Source organism: Bradyrhizobium sp. F1.4.3 (genome assembly GCF_040548375.1).
Lineage (GTDB): Bacteria > Pseudomonadota > Alphaproteobacteria > Rhizobiales > Xanthobacteraceae > Bradyrhizobium.
The window spans coordinates 1-19,233 of record NZ_JBEPRN010000033.1 but is presented as its reverse complement, the minus strand read 5'-3'; the positions used below and the strand labels follow the sequence as shown (position 1 = coordinate 19,233).

At 65.3% G+C, this 19,233-nt stretch carries 15 protein-coding genes and 1 pseudogene; 8 read left to right on the top strand and 8 right to left on the bottom strand.

Features of this window, described 5'->3' with window-relative positions; translation table 11 throughout:
• Window position 1: 1 nt before the first annotated feature.
• Window positions 2-1,144 (bottom strand): annotated as a pseudogene (locus ABIB73_RS37680) (ABC transporter ATP-binding protein).
• 181 nt (window positions 1,145-1,325) lie between these two features.
• On the opposite strand from ABIB73_RS37680, the gene ABIB73_RS36935 reads away from it, so the two are divergent.
• The 4 genes from ABIB73_RS36935 to ABIB73_RS36920 all read left to right on the top strand — a co-directional run bounded on the left by ABIB73_RS36935 (window position 1,326) and on the right by ABIB73_RS36920 (window position 8,160).
• Window positions 1,326-2,096, top strand: a complete 771-nt coding sequence (locus ABIB73_RS36935; protein ID WP_354232348.1) for a GntR family transcriptional regulator — start codon at window positions 1,326-1,328, stop codon at window positions 2,094-2,096.
• A 1-nt stretch (window position 2,097) separates the two neighbouring features.
• Window positions 2,098-2,766, top strand: a complete 669-nt coding sequence (locus ABIB73_RS36930; protein WP_354232346.1) for an aspartate/glutamate racemase family protein — start codon at window positions 2,098-2,100, stop codon at window positions 2,764-2,766.
• Between the two features lie 124 nt (window positions 2,767-2,890).
• Entirely contained in the window at window positions 2,891-6,196 is a 3,306-nt protein-coding gene (locus ABIB73_RS36925; RefSeq protein ID WP_354232344.1) for an acetyl-CoA carboxylase family protein, read from the top strand.
• 95 nt (window positions 6,197-6,291) lie between these two features.
• Window positions 6,292-8,160: a sigma-54-dependent Fis family transcriptional regulator gene (locus tag ABIB73_RS36920; protein WP_354232342.1), complete on the top strand. Its 1,869-nt coding sequence runs from the start codon at window positions 6,292-6,294 to the stop codon at window positions 8,158-8,160.
• A gap of 93 nt (window positions 8,161-8,253) precedes the next feature.
• On the opposite strand, the gene ABIB73_RS36915 is transcribed toward ABIB73_RS36920, so the two are convergent.
• Both ABIB73_RS36915 and ABIB73_RS36910 read right to left on the bottom strand, forming a co-directional pair.
• Window positions 8,254-8,808 carry a flavin reductase family protein gene (locus ABIB73_RS36915; RefSeq protein WP_354232341.1) on the bottom strand — a complete coding sequence of 185 codons (555 nt, stop codon included), beginning with the start codon at window positions 8,806-8,808 and terminating at the stop codon, window positions 8,254-8,256.
• Between the two features lie 57 nt (window positions 8,809-8,865).
• A complete protein-coding gene (locus tag ABIB73_RS36910) occupies window positions 8,866-9,963 on the bottom strand; it encodes an LLM class flavin-dependent oxidoreductase (protein WP_354232369.1) in 1,098 nt (365 codons plus the stop codon).
• Between the two features lie 218 nt (window positions 9,964-10,181).
• Between ABIB73_RS36910 and ABIB73_RS36905 the strand changes: the two genes are divergently transcribed.
• The 3 genes from ABIB73_RS36905 (at window position 10,182) to poxB (ending at window position 13,559) form a co-directional block, all read left to right on the top strand.
• The gene (locus tag ABIB73_RS36905) at window positions 10,182-11,096 is read left to right on the top strand and encodes a 2-dehydro-3-deoxygalactonokinase (protein WP_354232339.1); all 915 of its coding nucleotides are present in this window, start codon (window positions 10,182-10,184) and stop codon (window positions 11,094-11,096) included.
• A 13-nt stretch (window positions 11,097-11,109) separates the two neighbouring features.
• On the top strand, window positions 11,110-11,742 hold the full coding sequence (locus ABIB73_RS36900; RefSeq protein ID WP_354232337.1) for a 2-dehydro-3-deoxy-6-phosphogalactonate aldolase: 633 nt from the start codon (window positions 11,110-11,112) through the stop codon (window positions 11,740-11,742).
• A gap of 80 nt (window positions 11,743-11,822) precedes the next feature.
• A complete protein-coding gene (poxB, locus tag ABIB73_RS36895; protein WP_354232335.1) occupies window positions 11,823-13,559 on the top strand; it encodes a ubiquinone-dependent pyruvate dehydrogenase in 1,737 nt (578 codons plus the stop codon).
• Here the strand turns inward: poxB and ABIB73_RS36890 are convergent.
• Entirely contained in the window at window positions 13,556-13,921 is a 366-nt protein-coding gene (locus tag ABIB73_RS36890) for a hypothetical protein (protein ID WP_354232333.1), read from the bottom strand. The two genes, poxB and ABIB73_RS36890, sit on opposite strands and share 4 nt — an antisense overlap.
• 67 nt (window positions 13,922-13,988) lie before the next feature.
• Window positions 13,989-14,900, bottom strand: a complete 912-nt coding sequence (locus ABIB73_RS36885; RefSeq protein ID WP_354232331.1) for a PaaI family thioesterase — start codon at window positions 14,898-14,900, stop codon at window positions 13,989-13,991.
• Between the two features lie 146 nt (window positions 14,901-15,046).
• Between ABIB73_RS36885 and ABIB73_RS36880 the strand changes: the two genes are divergently transcribed.
• Entirely contained in the window at window positions 15,047-15,364 is a 318-nt protein-coding gene (locus ABIB73_RS36880) for a hypothetical protein (protein ID WP_354232329.1), read from the top strand.
• A gap of 13 nt (window positions 15,365-15,377) precedes the next feature.
• On the opposite strand, the gene ABIB73_RS36875 is transcribed toward ABIB73_RS36880, so the two are convergent.
• From ABIB73_RS36875 to atzD, 3 genes are all read right to left on the bottom strand, one after another.
• On the bottom strand, window positions 15,378-16,277 hold the full coding sequence (locus ABIB73_RS36875; RefSeq protein ID WP_354232327.1) for a DUF1186 domain-containing protein: 900 nt from the start codon (window positions 16,275-16,277) through the stop codon (window positions 15,378-15,380).
• A gap of 63 nt (window positions 16,278-16,340) precedes the next feature.
• Window positions 16,341-17,810, bottom strand: a complete 1,470-nt coding sequence (locus ABIB73_RS36870; RefSeq protein ID WP_354232325.1) for an amidase — start codon at window positions 17,808-17,810, stop codon at window positions 16,341-16,343.
• Window positions 17,811-17,938: 128 nt separating this feature from the next.
• Window positions 17,939-19,051, bottom strand: coding sequence for a cyanuric acid amidohydrolase (atzD, locus tag ABIB73_RS36865; protein WP_354232323.1), 1,113 nt, complete (start codon window positions 19,049-19,051; stop codon window positions 17,939-17,941).
• Window positions 19,052-19,233: the final 182 nt, after the last annotated feature.

Genomic DNA, 19,233 nt, shown 5'->3' with positions numbered 1-19,233 from the left:
GTCAAAGGCTCCTTTGCTGATGGTTTGGGACGCCGTCGACCGACGTGCTGAAAATGCTGACGCGCGAGACATCGGAGATCGCGAGCCAAGCGGTCGATCCCGCCTGCACCTTCGCCATGGCCGAGGCGCGTGCCTGGCTGATTTTCACGGCTTCGCCGCTGGCGGTGACGCCTTCGGTGATGCTGACGGCACCGAGCGGCACCGTGGCGCGGATCGTGACGGGAATTGCGCCCGGGCGTTCACCGCCGTTGAACGAGATGTTCTCGGGCCGAACCGAGATCGTCACTGGCGTACCGCGCCGGCGTTGCATGGAGCGCCCGAGGTCGATCTCTGGACCTGCATCCAGCAACACGCAGTCCCTTTCTGTCACGGTTCCCCGCAGCAGGTTGGTATGGCCGATGAAGCTCGAGATGAAGAGGCTTGCGGGGCGGTCGTAGAGCGCATCCGGGCTGTCGATCTGCTCGATGCGTCCCTTGTTGAGCACGACGATGCGATCGGCCATCGACAGCGCCTCCTCCTGGTCGTGCGTGACGATGATGGACGTGACGCCGAACGTCTTCAGCAGGCTCTTGATCTCAATCTGCATGTCGAGACGCAAATTCTTGTCGAGCGCCGAGAACGGCTCGTCGAGCAGGACGAGGCCTGGATCGATCGCGAGCGCGCGCGCCAGCGCCACGCGCTGCTACTGCCCGCCGGACAGCTCTCCGGGCAGCCGGTGCGCGAACCCCTCCATCTGGGCGAGACCGAGCATCTGCTCGACCTTCACGGCAACCTCGGCGCTTGGCGTCTTGCGCGCCCGCAATCCGTAGGCGACGTTCTCGAACACGGTGAGATGCGGAAACAGCGCGTAGTTCTGGAACACCATGCCGATGCGGCGGCGGTTCGCCGGGATGTGCTCGACCCGCGCGCCGTCGAAATGAACCTCGCCCCTGGATGGACGCAGGAAGCCGGCAATGATCTGGAGCATCGTGGTCTTGCCGCAGCCGGACGGCCCGAGCAGCGCGATCAACTCTCCGGCCGCGACGGCAAGATTGATCTCGTCCAGCGCAGCCGTCGCGCCGAACGCGTGGCCAATGTCCAGGAGATCAAGCGAATGTCCGCGCGTGTTACTCAACGCCAGCTCCGTCGTTCGTGTGTCCGACACGAAGGAGGGTCAGCAAGCGCCGTGCCAATCCGGCTCGTTCGCCAACTCATTGCAAGCGCGCTATTTTTTCTGGATGCCAAAAATTGGCGCCAATATATTGGCTATATTGTAAACATTATGGTGGTCTGTTTGTGCAAAAAATGGGCTGCGGCAACATTGCAAAACCCTGTAAAAGCAAAGCATGAAGCGAGCCCGTTCCCTCAAGCGCAAGCCGAAGCGTCCCGAGCCAAAACGTGGGGAGCCCGAGCCCCTCGATCCGCGCAGCATCGATGACGATCCGGTGGTCCAGGGCATTTTGACCGCGATCAGCCAGAAGCGGCTGAAGCCGGGGGCAAAGCTTGGCGAAGACAAGCTCGCGGCTGCGTTTGGCACTACGCGGATTCACATCCGCCAGGCGCTGGCGCATCTCGCCTCGCGCAAGGTGGTGATGCAAATCCCCAACCGTGGCGCGTTCGTGTACCGGCCGAGCTGGGAGGAGGCCCAGGACATTTTCGCTGCGCGCCGCATCCTCGAGACAGCTACGGTGGGCGCGGCGGTCGATCGGCTGGACAAGTTCGGCAAAACCGAGCTGAAGGCGCACATGGAGCTGGAGGCGCGCCACGACCGCAACGACCGCTGGGCCTCGCTGTCGCTTACGGCGGAATTCCACATCCTGGTCGCCAAGCTCGCGGGCAACCGCGTGCTGCTGGATATGTCACGCGAACTGATGCTGAGGACGTCGCTGGCGATCGCGACTTTCGAGCAGCCGGGCGAACCGGATTGCTCGCCCGAAGCCCACCCCGACATCGGGGCACTGATTCTCGCCCGGGACAAGGCCGGTGCGATTCAGGCCATGCGTCATCACCTCGAGGAGATGGAGCAGCGAATCAAGCCGCAGGAGGACAAGGACGAGGTCGACGAGCTCACCGCTATCTTCCAGGAGATCGGCGCGCGTGCGCGGGCGGGCGGATAGCATGGCCGGCCGTCGCATCCTCCTGATCAATCCAAACAGTCTTGAGGCGACCACCGCGATGATGGTCGCCATTGCGAAGTCTGCCGCTACCGACGGCTTCGACATCGTCGGCGCCACCGCCACCCGCGCGCCGCAGATGATCGTGACGCCGGATGCGCTGGATGCGTCTGCGCCTGAAGTCGAGGAGATCGCGCGAGCGCATCGGCTTGCCTGCGATGGCGTCATCGTCGCCGCCTTCGGCGATCCCGGTCTGGCCGGGATCAAGGCCAGCATGACGCTGCCCGCGGCCGGCATTGGCGAGGCTGCGATGCTGGAGGCGGCCGAAGGTAGCCGCCGCTTCGGCGTGGCAACCACGACGCCGCTGCTGGGCGCGAAGATCGATGCGTTGCCAGAAGCACTGGGATTGCGATCGCGTTACACCGGCACGCGCTTCGCTGATAGCGATCCGCAAGAGTTGATGCGCGATCCGGCGCGGCTGCGTGCGGCCCTTGCCGTTGCGGTCGAGGCCTGCATCGCGCAGGACCGGGCCGAGGCGGTCATCATCGGCGGCGGCCCGCTGGGTGAGGTCGCGCGCGAGCTTCAGCCGATGTTCACCGTCCCAATCATCGCCCCGATCCCCTCTGCCGTGGCGCGGATTATTCGCCTCGTCAAAGCGCACGCGCCGAACTGATATTCCGGGCTGCGGGAACGGTCGTCGCGATCGGCCTCCTCACCCTTGACGGCTGGGGCTAAAGTGAAGAAGCAGGATCATCGAACCTGCCGACCGCGCCCGGCGCGGGCATGGAGACCGCTGCATGCCGTTCAAAAAACTCCTGATCGCCAATCGCGGCGAGATCGCCATCCGCATCGCCCGCGCCGCAGCCGATGCCGGCATTGCGACAGTCGCGCTCCATCCCGCCGATGATGCGCTCTCGCTGCACGTGCGTGTTGCCGACGAAGCGATCGAAATCCCGGGCCGTGGCGCGCGGGCCTATCTCGACATCGACGCTGTCGTGAAGGCGGCGAAGACGACCGGCTGCGACGCCGTGCATCCTGGCTACGGCTTCCTGAGCGAGAACGCTGCGTTCACGAAGGCCTGCGCGGCGGAAAATATCGCTTTCGTCGGACCGAACGCTGCGGCGCTCGAACTGTTCGGCGACAAGGTTACGGCGCGGCAACTGGCAAGACGCTGCGGCGTGCCGATCATCGCCGGCACCAGCGGGCCGTCGTCGCTGGAGGAGATCACGGCGTTCTTCGCCTCGCTCGGCAGCAATGCGGCGATTGTGATCAAGGCGATGGCCGGCGGCGGCGGCCGCGGCATGCGCGTGGTGGAGAACGCCGCCGATCTCGCGGAGGCCTATGCGCGCTGCCAGTCCGAGGCCAAGGCGGCGTTCGGCTTCGACGGCGTCTATGCCGAGCGGCTGATCCGGCAGGCGCGCCACATCGAGGTGCAGATCATCGGCGACCGCCACGGCGCGATCTCTCATCTCTGGGAGCGCGAATGCACCATCCAGCGCCGGCACCAGAAGCTGATCGAGGTGGCGCCGAGCCCCTCGCTCAGCGAGCCCCTGCGCGGCCGTATCATTGAGGCGGCGAAGCAGCTTGCGATTGCTGCCTCTTACGACAATCTTGGTACGTTCGAGTTCCTGGTCGATGGCGGCGCTGATGACAGTTTCGCCTTCATCGAGGCCAATCCACGGCTCCAGGTCGAGCATACCGTGACGGAGGTGGTGCTCGGCCTCGATCTCGTCCGTGCCCAGATCGCGGTTACCGCCGGCGCCTCGCTCGCTTCGCTCGGCCTGGCGCAAGGATCAATCCCGAAGCCGCGCGGTTATGCCATGCAGCTGCGCGTCAACATGGAGACGCTGGACGAGACGGGCGCGACGCATCCGACCGGCGGTGTACTCGCCGTGTTCGAACCGCCGTCGGGGCCAGGCGTCCGTGTCGATAGCTTTGGCTATGCGGGCTACAAGACCAGCGCCGCCTTCGACTCGCTGCTCGCCAAGGTCATCGTGCATACGGCGGGCGAAGCCTGGCATGACGTGGTCGCGAAGGCCTCGCGCGCCTTGCGCGAATTCCGGATCGACGGCGTCGTCACCAATATCGCCTTCCTCCAGGCGGTGCTCGCGCATCCGGATTTCAGCACCAACCGCATCGCGACCGATTTCATCGATCGCAACATCGCAAAGCTCGTCGAGGCGGCCGATGGCGCGGCAAAACCGCTGTACTTTGCGACGACCGAGCGGAGCGGCGCTCACGGTGCTGACGCGCACGTCGCGCAAGCGGTGCCTGAAGGCGCGGTGATGGTCGCTGCACCCCTGCAAGGGACCATCGTCACCATCCAGGTGAGGGAAGGCGAGGTCGTGCGTCCGGGGCAGCAGCTCGCCGTGATCGAGTCCATGAAGATGGAGCATCTGGTCATGGCCGAGCAGGGCGGCCGCGTCATGACGCTCGTCGCCGGCGATGGCGTCACGCTGATGCATGGCGAGCCGATCCTTTATCTGGAGCCGCTCGATGTCGCGGCCGACGCGTCGGCGACGGAGGCCGATATCGATCTCGATCACATCCGCCCTGATCTTGCCGAGCTCATCGCTCGCCAGGCCAACACGCTCGATGCGAACCGCCCCGCGTCGGTCGAGCGCCGCCGCAACACCAATCAGCGCACGGCACGCGAAAACGTCGCACAGCTCGTCGATGACGGCTCGTTCATGGAGTACGGCAGCCTCGCCATCGCGGCGCAGCGCCGCCGCCGCAAGCTCGACGACCTCATCAAGAATACGCCGGCCGACGGCCTCGTCATGGGTGTTGCCACCGTCAACGCCGGAAAATTCGGTCCGGATGGCGGGCGCTGCATCGTCGTGGCCTATGACTACACCGTGCTTGCGGGCACGCAGGGCCACATGAACCACAAGAAGATCGACCGCATGCTGGCGCTTGCGGAAGACTGGCGCGTGCCGCTGGTGTTTTATGCAGAGGGAGGCGGTGGCCGGCCCGGCGACACCGACCGGCTCGGCATGACCGGCCTCGACGGCCCGTCCTTCGTGCAATTCGCACGGCTCTCCGGCCTCGTGCCCGTTATCGGCATCGTCTCCGGCTATTGCTTCGCTGGCAACGCCGCGATGCTCGGCTGTTGCGACGTTATCATTGCGACGAAGAACGCTTCGATCGGCATGGGCGGCCCTGCGATGATCGAGGGTGGCGGGCTCGGCGTCTATCATCCGGCCGAGGTCGGCCCGGTCTCGTTCCAGTCGCCGAACGGCGTCATCGACATCCTTGTCGAGGACGAGGAGGAGGCCACAAAGGCCGCGCAAAAATACCTGTCCTATTTCCAGGGCGCGGTGCCGGAGTGGCAGGTCGCCGACCAGCGCCTGCTCCGCCGAGCAATCCCCGAGAACCGCCTGCGCGTCTACGACATCCGCAGCGTGATCGACCTCGTCGCGGACAAGGATTCCGTGCTGGAGCTGCGCCGCGACTACGGTGTCGGCATGATCACTGCGCTGATCCGGATCGAGGGTAAACCATTCGGCCTGATCGCCAACAATCCGCGCCATCTCGGCGGCGCGATCGATGCGGACGCCGGCGACAAGGCCGCGCGCTTCCTCCAGCTCTGCGACGCCTTCGATCTGCCGATCGTCTCGCTCTGCGACACGCCCGGCTTCATGGTCGGTCCTGAAGCTGAGAAGACCGCGATCGTCCGCCACGTTTCCCGGATGTTCGTCACCGGCGCAAGCCTCACCGTGCCGCTGTTCGGCATCGTGCTGCGCAAGGGTTATGGGCTGGGCGCGCAGTCGATGATCGGTGGCGGCTTCCACGCCTCGTTCTTCACCGCGGCCTGGCCGACCGGCGAGTTCGGCGGCATGGGTCTGGAGGGCTATGTCCGCCTCGGCTTCCGCAAGGAGATGGAGGCGATCGCCGACCCCGTTGAACGCGAGACCTACTACCGCAACAAGGTCGCCGAGCTGTACGCCAACGGCAAGGCAGTCTCGATCGCGTCCGTGTTCGAGATCGACAACGTCATCGACCCCGCCGAGACCCGCCGCTGGATCATGGCCGGCCTGCGGTCAGTGCCGAAGCCTGCGCCGCGGACGGAGAAGAAGCGGCCCTGCATCGATACATGGTGAGCGCAGTGCAGCAATAGCTGCGTCCCGGTTCCCGATTGACATCGCCGCCCGTGGTGCCAGACTTTGCACAATAATACAGGGTGGAGACGTCCGCGATGGCCAGCCTTTCGGCCTCGAACCATATCGCCCGTGTCTTGTCCGTCGCCAATCATGTGGCTGACGTCGATGCCTCCTCGCGCATCGCCAATTCCTGGCGGCGTTGCCTGATCAGCCACAAGCTCGACCCTGCCCGTCAGGGCCCGCCGCAGACGCTCACCGAGGCCGAGATCCGGCACGTTGCCGAGCCGATGGAGGAGATGATCCGGCTCGTCACGCCCGAGCTCGACGATCTCGCCCGCGTGCTGCGCGACGCCGGCTATTGCGTCAACCTTGCGGACGTGAATGCGACCATGCTGTTCAGCCGTCTGCCGGGCGAGGCCGACGCCAAGATGTTCATGGACTGGAAGATCTACACCGGCTCGAACTTCGCCGAGACTTTTGAGGGGACCAACGGGCTCGGTACCGCGCTGGCCGAGCAGAAGCCGATCCTGGTGCACCGCGACGAACATTTTCGCGCGCAGTGGCACATGTTCTCCTGCGCTGTGGCGCCGCTGTTCGACCAGGCCGGTCGCCTCGCCGGCGCCATCAACATCACCTCCTGCCGCGAGGATCTCGAGCGCGCAGCGCATCAGCTTGCGCTGGCGGTGACGATGGAGGCGACTCGGCGCATGGAGGGCGCGATCTTCCGCGGCCATTTCCGCAACGCCTGGATCGCCACCGTGCCGGGCGACGGCGGCAGCGGCCTGCTTGCCTATGATGACGACCGCCGCATCGTCGGCGCCTGTCGCTCGGCGCGTGCGCTGCTGGGCCTGACCGACGGGATGATCGCATTCGGCATTGATCTAGCGCGCTACATCAAATTCGACCATCACGCCGCGCGTGGCGCAGACGAGATCGTCGAGCTACGCCGCGCCGATGGCAGCGCATTGGGGCAGGGTCATATCGCGCCACCCCTGCGCGCAAGGTGGTCCACGCGCCCGCTCGCGCCGCGTCGCGACGGGCCTGTCGATCGCTTCGACGCCCTACACCGGCTCGCCGGGCGCGATCCCGGCCTGATCAGAAGCGTGAAGCGGCTCAGGAGCATCGGCGATCACAATCTGCCGGTGCTGCTGCATGGCGAGACCGGCGTCGGCAAGGACGTGTTCGCACGCGCCATTCATGCGGCCAGCAATCGCGCGCGCAACAACTACGTCGCGCTGAACTGCGCGGCGATGCCGGAGAGCCTGATCGATGCCGAGCTGTTCGGCTACGAGGCCGGCGCCTTCACCGGCGCGCGGCGCGACGGCTCGAAGGGGCTGATCGTGCAGGCCGACGGCGGCACGCTGTTCCTCGACGAGATCGGCGACATGCCGATTGCGCTCCAGACGCGTTTGCTTCGCGTGCTGGAAAACCGCGAGGTCTGGCCGCTCGGTGCGCTCAAGCCCGTGCCGGTCGACATCCGCCTGATCAGCGCCACCCATCGCGATCTCGGCCACATGGCGGAGCAGGGCGCCTTCCGCGCCGACCTCTATTTCCGTCTGCGCGGCATGGAGGTGCGGCTGCCGGCGCTACGCGAGCGCGCCGACAGGGACGATGTCATCCGCCAGATCGCGAGCGAAGAGGCGCCGAATTGCCGCCTTTCGCACGAGGCCTGGTCGCTGCTCTCTGCCTATCCCTATCCGGGCAACATGCGCCAGCTCCGCCATGTGCTGCGGCTCGCCGGCTGCACCGCGGAGGATGGCGTCATCACCGATGCCGATCTTGATTTGCCGCCGTTTGGCGGAAGGTCAGCGGAGCCGGATCTGGCAGCGGCCGAACGCGCGACCATCATCGAGGCGCTGCGCAAGCACGGCGGCCGCGTCACCGAGGCCGCCCGCGCGCTAAAGCTCAGCCGCGCCACGCTGTATCGCAAGATCAAGCAGCTGAAGATCGAGACCGCGCAGTAGGGCGTCATCTGACTGACATCGAGCTGAGGAGCGAGCCTCGGGTTTCGCCTCTCCCCGCAAGCGGGGCGAGGGAGCGCGCCGATGATGCCGTTCCTACGAAAAATCGCTCCAGCTCAGATGCCGCGAATCGAGGTCGCCGACTGAAACGGTACCGCGGATTTCGTGAGGCACGTGGAAGCTGCTGCGCAGATAGACCAGCGGCGCAGCCCCATCGGAATGCGATGCGCCGCGCACTTCGCCGACGAAGATTGAATGTGTCTTCGTCTCGAATTCCTGCGCCAGTACGCAGTCGAACGCGGCGACCGCATCCGTCAGCACAGGTGCGCCAGTGACCCCGCGTGTCCACTGCCCGAAAGAAAATCGATCGTCGCCGTTGACGCCTTTCTGGCCGCTGAAGGTCAGCGCCAGCAGCGCGTGATCCTCGTGGAGGAAGTTGATCGCGAACGCGCCTTCCTCGCGGATGCGCGCGTGTGCGCTGGCGTTGCGGTTGACGCAGACGATCAGCGACGGCGGATTATCCGACAGCGAGCAGGCCGAGGTCACCGTCAGCCCGGTGCGCTTGCCGTGCTCGGCGCCGACCGTCACCAACGCCACGGCGCCGGCGCATTGGCGCATCGCCTGCTTGAAATCCTTTGCGTCGACACTCACGCCGAGATCTCCGAAATGGATGCGGGTGCGGCACGTTCGCGCCGCACCCGCTTCGGGTCAAGCTGCCTTCTTCGCGGAGCCGAGATGCTTCAGGCGCGGCATCACCTCGTTCTTGAGCAGCGAGAGCGAGTGGTGCCAGGCTTCCGGCTTGTGCTTGTAGTCGAAGCCGAACACCAGGAGCACGCCGAAGCCGCCGACCTCGTCGTAGATCTTCTCGATCCTCTCCGCGACGGTCGCGGGCGAGCCGACGATCCAGTTCCGCTTGGCGCAATATTCGACGGTGACGTCGCTGTCGGGCACGTCGGGCGCGTGCTTCAGATAGTCCTTGAAACCGAAATGACCGAGCAGCGGCAGGAAGTATTCGTGCATCATCCGGCCCATCATGTCGCCGGTCGAGAGCTTCCAGGCCTCCTCGTCGGTGTCGGCGATGAAGACCTCGCGCACCAGCCGCCAGTCCTGGCGGTTCGGCTTGCGGCCGGTCTTGGCGGCGCCGATCTCGACCGAGTCCCAATGGCTGCCGACATAGGCCGGGTTGAGATTGAGGCTCATCGGAATGAAGCCGCGTTCGCCCGCGAGCTTCAGCGTGTCCGAGTTCTTCGACAGCCCCGCAACGCCGATCGGCGGATGCGGCGCCTGCAACGGCTTGATGTGCGGTTTGAGGAAGTCGAACATCGTGTCCGGCTTGGTCACCGTCCAGAACTTGCCCTTGTAGGTGAAGGGCGCGGGGTCGGACCAGAGCTTCAGGATGATCTCCAACGCCTCGCGCGTCATGTCGCGGTTCTGCCCGCTCATGCCGTCGACGTTGAACATCGCCCAGTCGCTCGGCAGGCCGGATGCGGCAACGCCGAAATTGAGCCGGCCCTCGGAGAGATGATCGAGCATGGCGACGCGGTTGGCGAGCTCGGCCGGGTGGTGATAGGGCAGCAGGAATCCGCCCGGGCCGATGCGCAGCTTCTTGGTCTGCATCAGCGCCTGCGCGATCAAAAGGTCCGGCGTGGGATTGGGTTCCCAGGGCGCGGTGTGGTGCTCGCCGACCCAGGCCTCCTGATAGCCGAGCTCGTCGAGCCAGCGCATGACTTGCAGGTCCCAGTCGTTTCCTTCCTTCAATCCGCACTCCGGCGGGTGCGAAGGCATCGTGAAATAGCCGATCTCCATGGGTTTCCTCATCTGATGTTGACGCGTCTTGTTGCGCGGTTCACGGACGTGAGCGGGAACGCTCGAGCAAGCGGTGTGCCAGCACGCCAAAGGATTCAAACCGTGAGAAAAGGCTGGTTTGCGGCGGCAATAGCCGATATCTCGGGGCAGATTTGCGGGACCGTCGTCTCATTGTCGCGAGACGGCGTCTTAGCGGTGAGACGAGGATATGCGTTGAAATGACCGAACCCGCCTATGTCGCGGTGGACTGGGGCACCAGCAGCTTCCGGCTCTGGCTGGTCGATCGCGCCGGCCAGGTGCTGGCCGAACGCCGCAGCGATGAGGGTATGCTGGCGGCGGCCAAGGCCGGCTTCGCCGGGGTGCTGCAATCGCACCTCGCTGCAGTCGAAGCCCCCGGGCATCTGCCGGTTCTGGTCTGCGGCATGGCGGGTGCGCGCACCGGCTGGGTCGAAGCGGGCTATGTCGACACGCCGGCGCCGCTCTCTGCCATCCTGAAGCAGGCTGCGCGGGTGCCGGGCGAAACACACGACATCCGCATCCTGCCGGGTATCGCGCAGCGCGACGTCAAGGCGCCGGATGTGATGCGCGGCGAGGAGACGCAGCTGCTCGGCGCGCTCGGCCTCGAGGCTGCCGGCGAAGCGCTGGTCTGCATGCCCGGCACCCATTCGAAATGGGTACGGGTGAAGGACGGTACGGTCGCGCATTTCTCCACCTTCATGACCGGTGAGCTCTTCAGCGTGGTCTCGCGCGAGACGATTTTGTCGCTCGCGATCGCCGGCGCCGATGACGCCGAAGACGTCGCGAGTTTCAGGGCCGCCGTCACTGCCGCATACGAGGCGCCTGCTTTCGCCGCCAATCTCCTGTTTGGCGCACGGTCGCGTCAGCTCCTGTTCGGCGGCACGCCGGCCACAGCACGCGAAACGTTGTCGGGCACGTTGATCGGCGTCGAGCTCGCCGCCGGACTTTCCGGGACGTTACCGGAAGCGGGCGTCACGCTGATTGCGTCGGGACGGCTCGCGATGCTGTACCAGCTTGCCTTTGACGCGTTGTCGGTCGCCGTGAAGCCAATCGATGCGGATGAAGCCGTTCGCCGCGGCCTGTCGATGGCGGCCGCTGCGATCTGGGCGAAATGAGAGGATTCTTGAGATGAGCATTCCCTTTCCGCCGATGAAGCGGCCTCTTGTCGCGATCCTGCGCGGTGTGAAGCCCGAGGAGGCCGAGGCCATCGTCGGTGTGCTGATCGAGGCCGGCATGACCGCGATTGAAATTCCGCTGAACTCGCCGGATCCGTTCCGCTCCATCGCAACTGCCGCGAAGCAGGCGCCCGCCGGCGTCCTGATCGGCGCCGGTACGGTGCTGACGGATCAGGATGTCGACCGGCTTCACGATGTCGGCGGCAAGCTGATGGTCTCGCCGAATGTCGACACAGCGGTGCTGGCGCGCGCGCATCAGCACGGCATGGTGACGATGCCCGGCGTGTTCTCACCGACCGAAGCGCTGCTCGCGGCGCGCTCCGGCGCGTCGAGCCTGAAATTCTTTCCGGCGAGCGTGCTTGGTGCGTCCGGCATTGCCGCAATTCGCGCCGTGCTCCCGCCCGGCGTGATGATCGCCGCCGTCGGCGGCGTCTCTGACCAGAATTTTGCGGAGTACATCAAGGGCGGCGTGACGGCGTTCGGGCTCGGCTCCAGCCTCTACAAGCCTGGCATGACGGCGGCGGATGTCGCGGCCCGCGCAAGGGCAACAATCGCGGCCTACGATCGGGCGATTGTGAAAGACTGAGCCGGCAATAAACAAGCCGTGATCCCGTCACAGCGGCTTTGTATCCTATCCTGCTGCACCCGCGAGATCAGGAGACCGACATGGCGATTAACAACGTGGCCGATCTGTTCGTGGCAACGCTCGAACAGGCCGGCGTCAAGCGCATCTACGGCATCGTCGGCGACAGCCTGAACGGCCTCACCGAGGCGCTGCGCCGCCGCGGCACCATCGAATGGATCCATGTCCGACACGAGGAGGTCGCGGCGTTCGCGGCCGCCGGCGAAGCCGAGATGACGGGGAGCCTTGCGGTGTGTGCGGGCTCGTGCGGCCCGGGCAATCTGCATCTGATCAACGGTCTGTTCGACGCGCATCGCAGCCGTGTTCCCGTGCTCGCGATCGCGGCGCAGATTCCGTCGGCCGAGATCGGCGGCGGCTATTTCCAGGAAACCCATCCGCAAAACCTGTTCCGGGAATGCAGCCATTACTGCGAGCTGGTCTCGGACCCGAGCCAGCTTCCTTATGTGATCGAGAACGCGATCCGCGCGGCCGTGGGCCTGCGTGGCGTTGCCGTGATCGCCATGCCCGGCGACGTCGCTTTCCGCACGCCGCCCAAGCGCGCGCTCTCCACGACACGCGGGCTTACGCTTGCAGCGCCGAAGATCGTGCCGCAGGCCGACGAGCTGAAGGCGCTCGCGGATCTTCTGAACGGTGCCGGGCGCATCACGCTGTTCTGCGGCCGTGGCTGCGCCGGAGCGCATGCGCCGCTGATGCAGCTTGCCGAAGCCCTGAAGAGTCCAATCGTGCATGCGCTTGGCGGCAAGGAGCATGTCGAATACGAAAATCCTTACGACGTCGGCATGACCGGCTTCATCGGCTTCTCCTCGGGCTATGCCGCGATGCATGCCTGCGACGCCCTGGTGATGCTTGGCACCGATTTTCCCTACAAGCAGTTCTTTCCGACCGACTGCCAGGTTGCACAGATCGACATCCGCGCCGAGAATCTCGGCCGGCGCTGCAAGATCGACCTCGGCCTCGTCGGCGATGTCAAGCTCACCATCGAGGCGCTGCTGCCGCTGCTGAAGAGCAAGACACAACGGAAGCATCTTGACGATGCGATCGCGCATTACAAGAAAGCGCGTGACGGTCTCGACTCGCTCGCCAAGGGCACGCCGGGCAGCAAGCCGATCCATCCGCAATATCTGGCAAAGGTCATCAGCGACCATGCGTCTGACGATGCCGTGTTCACCGCCGATGTCGGCACGCCGACGGTGTGGGCCGCACGCTATCTCGAGATGAACGGCCGTCGCCGGCTGATCGGATCCTTCGTGCACGGCTCGATGGCCAATGCCATGCCGCAGGCGATCGGCGTGCAGGCCTCGCAGCCCGGCCGTCAGGTCATCTCGCTCTCGGGCGACGGCGGCTTCACCATGCTGATGGGCGATTTGATCACGCTGACGCAGATGAAGCTGCCGGTGAAGGTCGTCGTCTTCAACAACGGTGTGCTCGGTTTCGTCGCGCTGGAGATGAAAGCGGCCGGTTTCGTCGACACCAATGTCGATCTGGAAAATCCCGACTTCGCGGCGATGGCGCGCGCGATGGGCATCTTCGCTAAGCGCGTCGAAGATCCCGGCGAGCTCCCGGGCGCGATGAAGGAGATGCTGGCCCATAACGGGCCGGCGCTGCTCGACGTCGTCACCGCCAAGCAGGAGCTGTCGATGCCGCCGACCATCACGCCCGAGCAGATCAAGGGTTTTAGCCTGTGGGTGCTGCGCGCGGTGATGAACGGCCGCGGCGACGAGGTTCTCGATCTCGCGAAGACGAACCTGCTGCCGCGCTAGCCGCGCTTCGCCGATGGCAAGGGCAGCCGCTCGTGGCGGCGCTGGAAGCGCTGCCAGTGCAGCACGATGCCGATGAGCACTGCCGGCACGAAGCCGAGCGCGATCAGGAAATGCGGCAGCTCCTTCGGCGAGATGAAGGCAATGGCGATGTCCGAGATCAGCCACAGCGCTGCGAATATCACCGCAAAATCCGTACGTGGGCAGCGCAAATAGTAGAACACGGCGGTGATGATCACGGCGGGCCCGATCGCGATGGCGATCATGACGGCCGTCAGTTCCTTTGGCGTGAGCGCGTCAAGCACCATCGACGCCAACAGCCAGATGGCGGCGAACATGGCGATGATGTCGATCGGATGCCGCAACCCAATACCTCTCGCGGGGAATGCGCTATCGTTGTGGCCCGGGCCCCGCCCGTCAAGTAAAATACGCCTATTCCTCGTCGTTTCCGGGCGTCGGGCGCAGCATGAAATGACCGAAAGCGGAGGCGATCGGCTTGTCCGGATCGTCCTGCCAGGCCCGCGCCTCGAAGGCGACGATACGCCGGCCCTGCTTCACGATCGAGACATTGGCGAAGCTGTCGAGCGCACGGCCGGAGCGTAGATAGTTAACGGTCAGCCCGATCGGCTTGGGCAGCGCGGCGATCCCGAGTTCGCGCGTGACGCCGACGATCGCGGTGGTCTCGAGAAAGGCGCCGGTCATGCCGCCATGGATCGCCGGCAGAATCGGGTTGCCGATGATCTTGGGCGAGAACGGCATCGTCAGCGTGCCGTCGTCGTTCACGCGAATGCCGAGGCAGCGCGCGAACGGGCTGTTGGCGAATGGGCTGTCCGGATCCTCCGGCGCCTCCAGCGTCGGGATGTTGCGCGAATCCATCCTGCGGTCCGCGAGCATGTTGGTGCGGTTGGCGCCGATCATGAAGCAGGCGGTGGCGGTCGCCACCGGATCGTCCTCGGACTCCTGGTAGGCGGTGGAGCGCACGAAGGCGATCGAGCGGGTGGTGCGGTAGCAGATCGAATGCGCCTTGATGTCGAGGCCGGGCGTCGCCGGCTTCTGATAGTCGATGCGCAGGTCGAGCGTTGCGATCGCGCGCGAGCCATCGAGCGCGAGCTGCACCGCCATGCCGCAGCTCTCGTCCAGCATCGCGGTGACAACGCCACCGTGCAGCACGCCGGTCTCGGTATCGCCGACGAAAACGGGACGGTAGGGCAGGCTCGACCAGGCCTCGGCCGGTGCAAAGCGGTCGAGCTGGAGCCCGCTGATATGGCCGTAATCGGAACGGCGGCCCTTGATGGCCTCGGCAAGTTCCTCGAACGGGAGCATGGTGATCTGTGACGTGGACATGGCGACGTTCTAGACCAGTGTCGCCCGCCGCGCAAAACATCGCATGCATCGCCGTACGGCGGACCTGCCGGGGCCGGTTTGGCCTCGACAGAGCGGGCCGAAGCAACGATGGTGGGCGTTCGTCCATTGCCCGCAGGAGTATCCCCATGGCCGACCCCGAAACGCCCGCCAACAGCCAGGGGCCCGTCACCATTTCGAGCTCCAGCTCTGAGCGGGCTCCGATCATCTATTTCGACGGCGCATCCTGCTTCGGCCATCACAACGGCGCGATCCAGATCGAGCTCGCCGCGAACCTGCTGATGCCGGTCGGCGCGGCCGTCAGGGTCGACGTGGTCCAGACCGCGCATCTGCGCTGTAGCGTGGCCGCGGCACTGGCCTTGCGCGAAGCGCTCGACAAGGCGCTCGCGATGTACCAGCAGGGGCAGCAACGGCCGACGGAGGAAATTCCGGCAGTGAAGAATTAAGGCCGTCAGCGACTCAGCTAGCGAGGTTCGCGTTCAGGCAGCACTTCTTGAATTTCTTGCCGCTGCCGCATGGGCAGGGATCGTTGCGGCCGACCTTCGCAAATGGATTGGCCTGCGGATCGGATAGCGATGATGCCCGAGGCCGCCTTTGCCGTGCGAGATATTTCGGATCGAAGGCTGCCCACTTCGACAGCTCGGCAATAGTATCGTCGAACAAGGTCAATTTGTCGCCCGGGTGAGGCGGAGCCTCGCCTGGATGGTCGGTCGCATATTGCAGGTCTTTCTCGAAATCCGCGAAAGAAAGCCAGGTGTTGTCGATGGCTCCCCGCGCGAAAGCCTGCTGCACCAGCGGCTTCAAGTCGGCCAGTCCGAGCCACGCGACGGATTGCTGCCAGCCGCACCAAGCGTAACAGTCAGCTTGCGGCTCGATCCGATCATAGCACTCGCGCAGGAATTGCTCGGCGCATGCCCGCGAGAGATGGCCATTAAGGGTCAGAAGGGCGATCGCATCGATCATGCGCGAGCGAATGTACTCGTCGGCTGTCTGCGCGTAGACGATGTCCTGCAAAGGCTTGGGGTCGCCGTCGAAAACAGCGGCCATGACACGATGCGTTGTTGCAGTGACCGCATCGCCCAGGATCGGATCAAGAGCTCCGCCCGGCATCCGCAGAAAGCTCGCGAGGGTACGGTAGGCTGGCTTCGCGCGCCACTCTCCGAGCAGATGGAACGCAAAGAACAGGCCGGGATCGGTTGGCCCGGGGCCCGACGACACAAAGTGGTTGAAGGCCTCCATGAATACCGGGATCATCGCCTCCCGGTCGGCGCGCGCCGCGAGAATGGCTTCAGTGGGAAGCCCATCTGTGTCGCTCAATCGTTCGAGAATCTGATGAGGTCCCATCAGTCTGCTCGCCATCAAGGAATGAGGAGTGTCCAGAATGGCGTGATATACGCCCGGCGTCGAGGTCTATTGATCGCTTTAACTCACATGCACCTTCGGCTTCTTGCCGCCGTTCCACTTGCCGTCGAGCGCGCGCTCGATCTGCGCGGCGAGTTGCAGCAGCAGGCCATCATTGGCCTGCTTGGCGATCGCCTGGATGCCGAGCGGCAGGCCATGTTCGTTGCTCGCCATCGGCATCGAGATCGCAGGCATGCCGCAGAGATTGGCGAGCGGGGTGAAGGCGAAATTGCGCCAGAGATTGCCGAACCAGTCGAGCACATCAGGATTGTCGGAGATGGTGAGATATTCCTTGGTGCCCACCTTCGGCGTCGGCAGCGCGGTGACCGGCGTCAGGATGACGTCCCATTGCTCGAAGAAGCCGCCGAAGCCGCGCGATGTGGTGTTGAACACGCCTTGCATCTTCGCCCGGTCCGCGAAGCTGGTGTGGCGCCCGGCTTCCCAGATCCGGATGTTGACGGGCTCGACCAGGTCCTCCGGCGGCCGCTCCAGTCCGCGCGCGGCCAGCATGTTGGAGATCACCACGGCAAAATTGCTGATGTAGCACGTGGTCTGCGCCTCGAAGGCGGCGCGGAAATCGATCTCGGGCAGCGCATAGTCGACGTGATGACCGAGGCCTTCGAGGAAGCGGCCGGTCTTCTCCAGTTCAGTGGCGATGTGCGGCGTCGCGGAGTAATCGCCCCATGTGTGTGACAGCGCAATGCGAAGCTTGCCCGGATCGCGCTTGATCATCTCGGAATACGGTTGCGCCGTGGTCCAGAATGGCATGAATTCGCCTGGCGCTGGCCCGCGGGCATGGTCGACGAAGGCGGCGGTGTCGCGCACGGAACGCGACTGGCAGCCCTGGATCGAGACCAGGCCGGTGAGATCGGACATGTGCGGTGCCAGCGAGAACACGCCGCGCGAGACCTTCAGTCCGATATTGCCGTTGACGCCGGCGGGGATGCGGATCGAGCCGCCGCCGTCGGTCGCATGCGCGATCGGCACCACGCCGGCCGCGACCATCGCGGCGCTGCCCGCCGACGAGCCGCAGGTGGTGTAGTCGGTGTTCCACGGGTTGCGCGTGACATAGACGGCGGGATTGTCGGCAGAGCTGCACACGCCGAATTCCGGCGTCGTGGTGCGCCCGATCAGGTTGAGGCCGGCCTGGCGGAATTTGGCGGTCAGGAACGTGTCGGCGGCGGCGCGATTGCCGCGCATCAACAGCGAGCCCATTTCCTGAAGCCGGCCTTTCATGGTCGGACCCAGATCCTTCATCAGGAAGGGCAGGCCGGCGAACGGGCCGGCGAGATTGGCGCCGTCCTTGGCGGGATCGGCGATCACGTCATCGAACAGCTCGACGACGCCCGACAGCGTCGGATTGACCTTGGCGACGGCCGCTGCGGCCTGGCGTGCCAAGTCCTTCGCCGTCAGCTCGCCCTTGCGGACGCGCGCCGCGAGCCCCACGCCATCGTGCTGCGCCCATTCGTTCCAGCTCATAGGCAAAGTCATGAAAATCCCCTTGATGCGGCGTCACCTTCCTTTCGCAAGGGACCGCCTGAATCAACTGAGCCCGCGCGAAGGGCAGGGTTGCACCGGGCGGAGGGGTCGCATGCGAGCCCGCCTTGCATGCGCACGCATCAATTCGAGAGCTTTGCGATCACCGCAACCGGCCCGCCGCCGGCAGGCCCCTGGTGCTCGGCGCCGCCGGAGACATAGACCGCACCGGTGCCGGCGAGGCCGGCGATCAGGCCGCCGACGGCTGCGCGGGCGTGGCGCGTCGAGCTGATGTCGGTATCCTCCAGCATGGTGTGGCGGAAGCCGCGCACGGTGCCGTTCGGCGAGGCCTCGGCCTTGGCGAAGATGTTGACGAGCTCGCGGCCCGCTCTTGCCTGCGGCGCGATTCCGAGCCCCACGCTGCTCAGGGCTGCCATTACCGCGGCGGCGTCGATGGCATCGCTCATCACGGCATGCCCGATCTCGAATTCGCTGGCGGATGCCGCCGAATTTCCGAGCACGATGACGACATTATGCATCAGCTCGATACCGGACGAGGTGGAGGCGACCTTCGAGAACAGGTCGTAGCGCTGAGACACGTCTTCGTCGTGGATATCGGAGACGATCTCGCCAAGCGCGACCGCCACTCCAAGCGCGGAGGCGCCGCGCGAATAGGCCATCGAGCTGTAAGAGCTTGTCGTCGCCGTCTTGTTGCCGCGCTTGCTCGCGGCTTCGACGCGATCGCTGGTGAGCAGCGGGCACTTGATCTGGACGAAATGGACGTCGGCGGCATCGGCAATGCCGGCATCCTCCATCGCGGCCTTCACGGCCTTGGCCGTCTCGGTGATCTGCGCAGAGCGGCCGAGCTCCTCGGGCAGGAAATCCCGTGTGTGCGCCATGCCGATACTCAATCGTTTGCCGGAGACGCTCGCCGGCCGCTGCTCGGCCATCTGGCGCGTGAACACCGTGATGTGCGGGCTGAGCACGCCCTCGGTGCCGCCTGACATGACGAAGGCAATGCGCTGCTCGACTTCGTGCGGCGACAGGCTGAGGTGAGGCGCCAGCGCCGCGCATAGCGCGGCAACGGCATATTCCCGCGTGAAATCATTGACGCCGCCATTGCCCTCGGTTTTGCCGAGGATCGCCAGGATCGACGTCGGGTCGATTGCGCCGGAGCCGATCATGGCCATGAGGCCGGAGACGTCGCCGGGGCCCTTGGTGGCGATCCTGATGACGCCGACCGATGTCGTCCGCATTGCAGTCCTCGTGTGGAATTCAGGGATCCGGCGGAGCAAACAGCCGCTGAACGGGGGCGGCTGTCAAGCCACAAGCGGTCATCCCTCACCGTCACCCTGAGAGCTTGTGACGCTTTTGCTCGTTCGGAGCGGAGTGGGGCTGCTTGTCGCGGTAAATGGCGGGTCTGAGTTCGTCGATGAGC

Excerpts from the sequence above, each read along its gene's own strand:
- ABIB73_RS36935 (WP_354232348.1), top strand. The coding sequence starts at position 1,326 with ATGAAGCGAGCCCGTTCCCTCAAGCGCAAGCCGAAGCGTCCCGAGCCA.
- ABIB73_RS36930 (WP_354232346.1), top strand. The coding sequence starts at position 2,098 with ATGGCCGGCCGTCGCATCCTCCTGATCAATCCAAACAGTCTTGAGGCG.
- ABIB73_RS36925 (WP_354232344.1), top strand. The coding sequence starts at position 2,891 with ATGCCGTTCAAAAAACTCCTGATCGCCAATCGCGGCGAGATCGCCATC.
- ABIB73_RS36920 (WP_354232342.1), top strand. The coding sequence starts at position 6,292 with ATGGCCAGCCTTTCGGCCTCGAACCATATCGCCCGTGTCTTGTCCGTC.
- ABIB73_RS36910 (WP_354232369.1), bottom strand. The coding sequence starts at position 9,963 with ATGGAGATCGGCTATTTCACGATGCCTTCGCACCCGCCGGAGTGCGGA.
- ABIB73_RS36905 (WP_354232339.1), top strand. The coding sequence starts at position 10,182 with ATGACCGAACCCGCCTATGTCGCGGTGGACTGGGGCACCAGCAGCTTC.
- ABIB73_RS36900 (WP_354232337.1), top strand. The coding sequence starts at position 11,110 with ATGAGCATTCCCTTTCCGCCGATGAAGCGGCCTCTTGTCGCGATCCTG.
- poxB (WP_354232335.1), top strand. The coding sequence starts at position 11,823 with ATGGCGATTAACAACGTGGCCGATCTGTTCGTGGCAACGCTCGAACAG.
- ABIB73_RS36885 (WP_354232331.1), bottom strand. The coding sequence starts at position 14,900 with ATGTCCACGTCACAGATCACCATGCTCCCGTTCGAGGAACTTGCCGAG.
- ABIB73_RS36880 (WP_354232329.1), top strand. The coding sequence starts at position 15,047 with ATGGCCGACCCCGAAACGCCCGCCAACAGCCAGGGGCCCGTCACCATT.
- ABIB73_RS36875 (WP_354232327.1), bottom strand. The coding sequence starts at position 16,277 with ATGGCGAGCAGACTGATGGGACCTCATCAGATTCTCGAACGATTGAGC.
- ABIB73_RS36870 (WP_354232325.1), bottom strand. The coding sequence starts at position 17,810 with ATGACTTTGCCTATGAGCTGGAACGAATGGGCGCAGCACGATGGCGTG.
- atzD (WP_354232323.1), bottom strand. The coding sequence starts at position 19,051 with ATGCGGACGACATCGGTCGGCGTCATCAGGATCGCCACCAAGGGCCCC.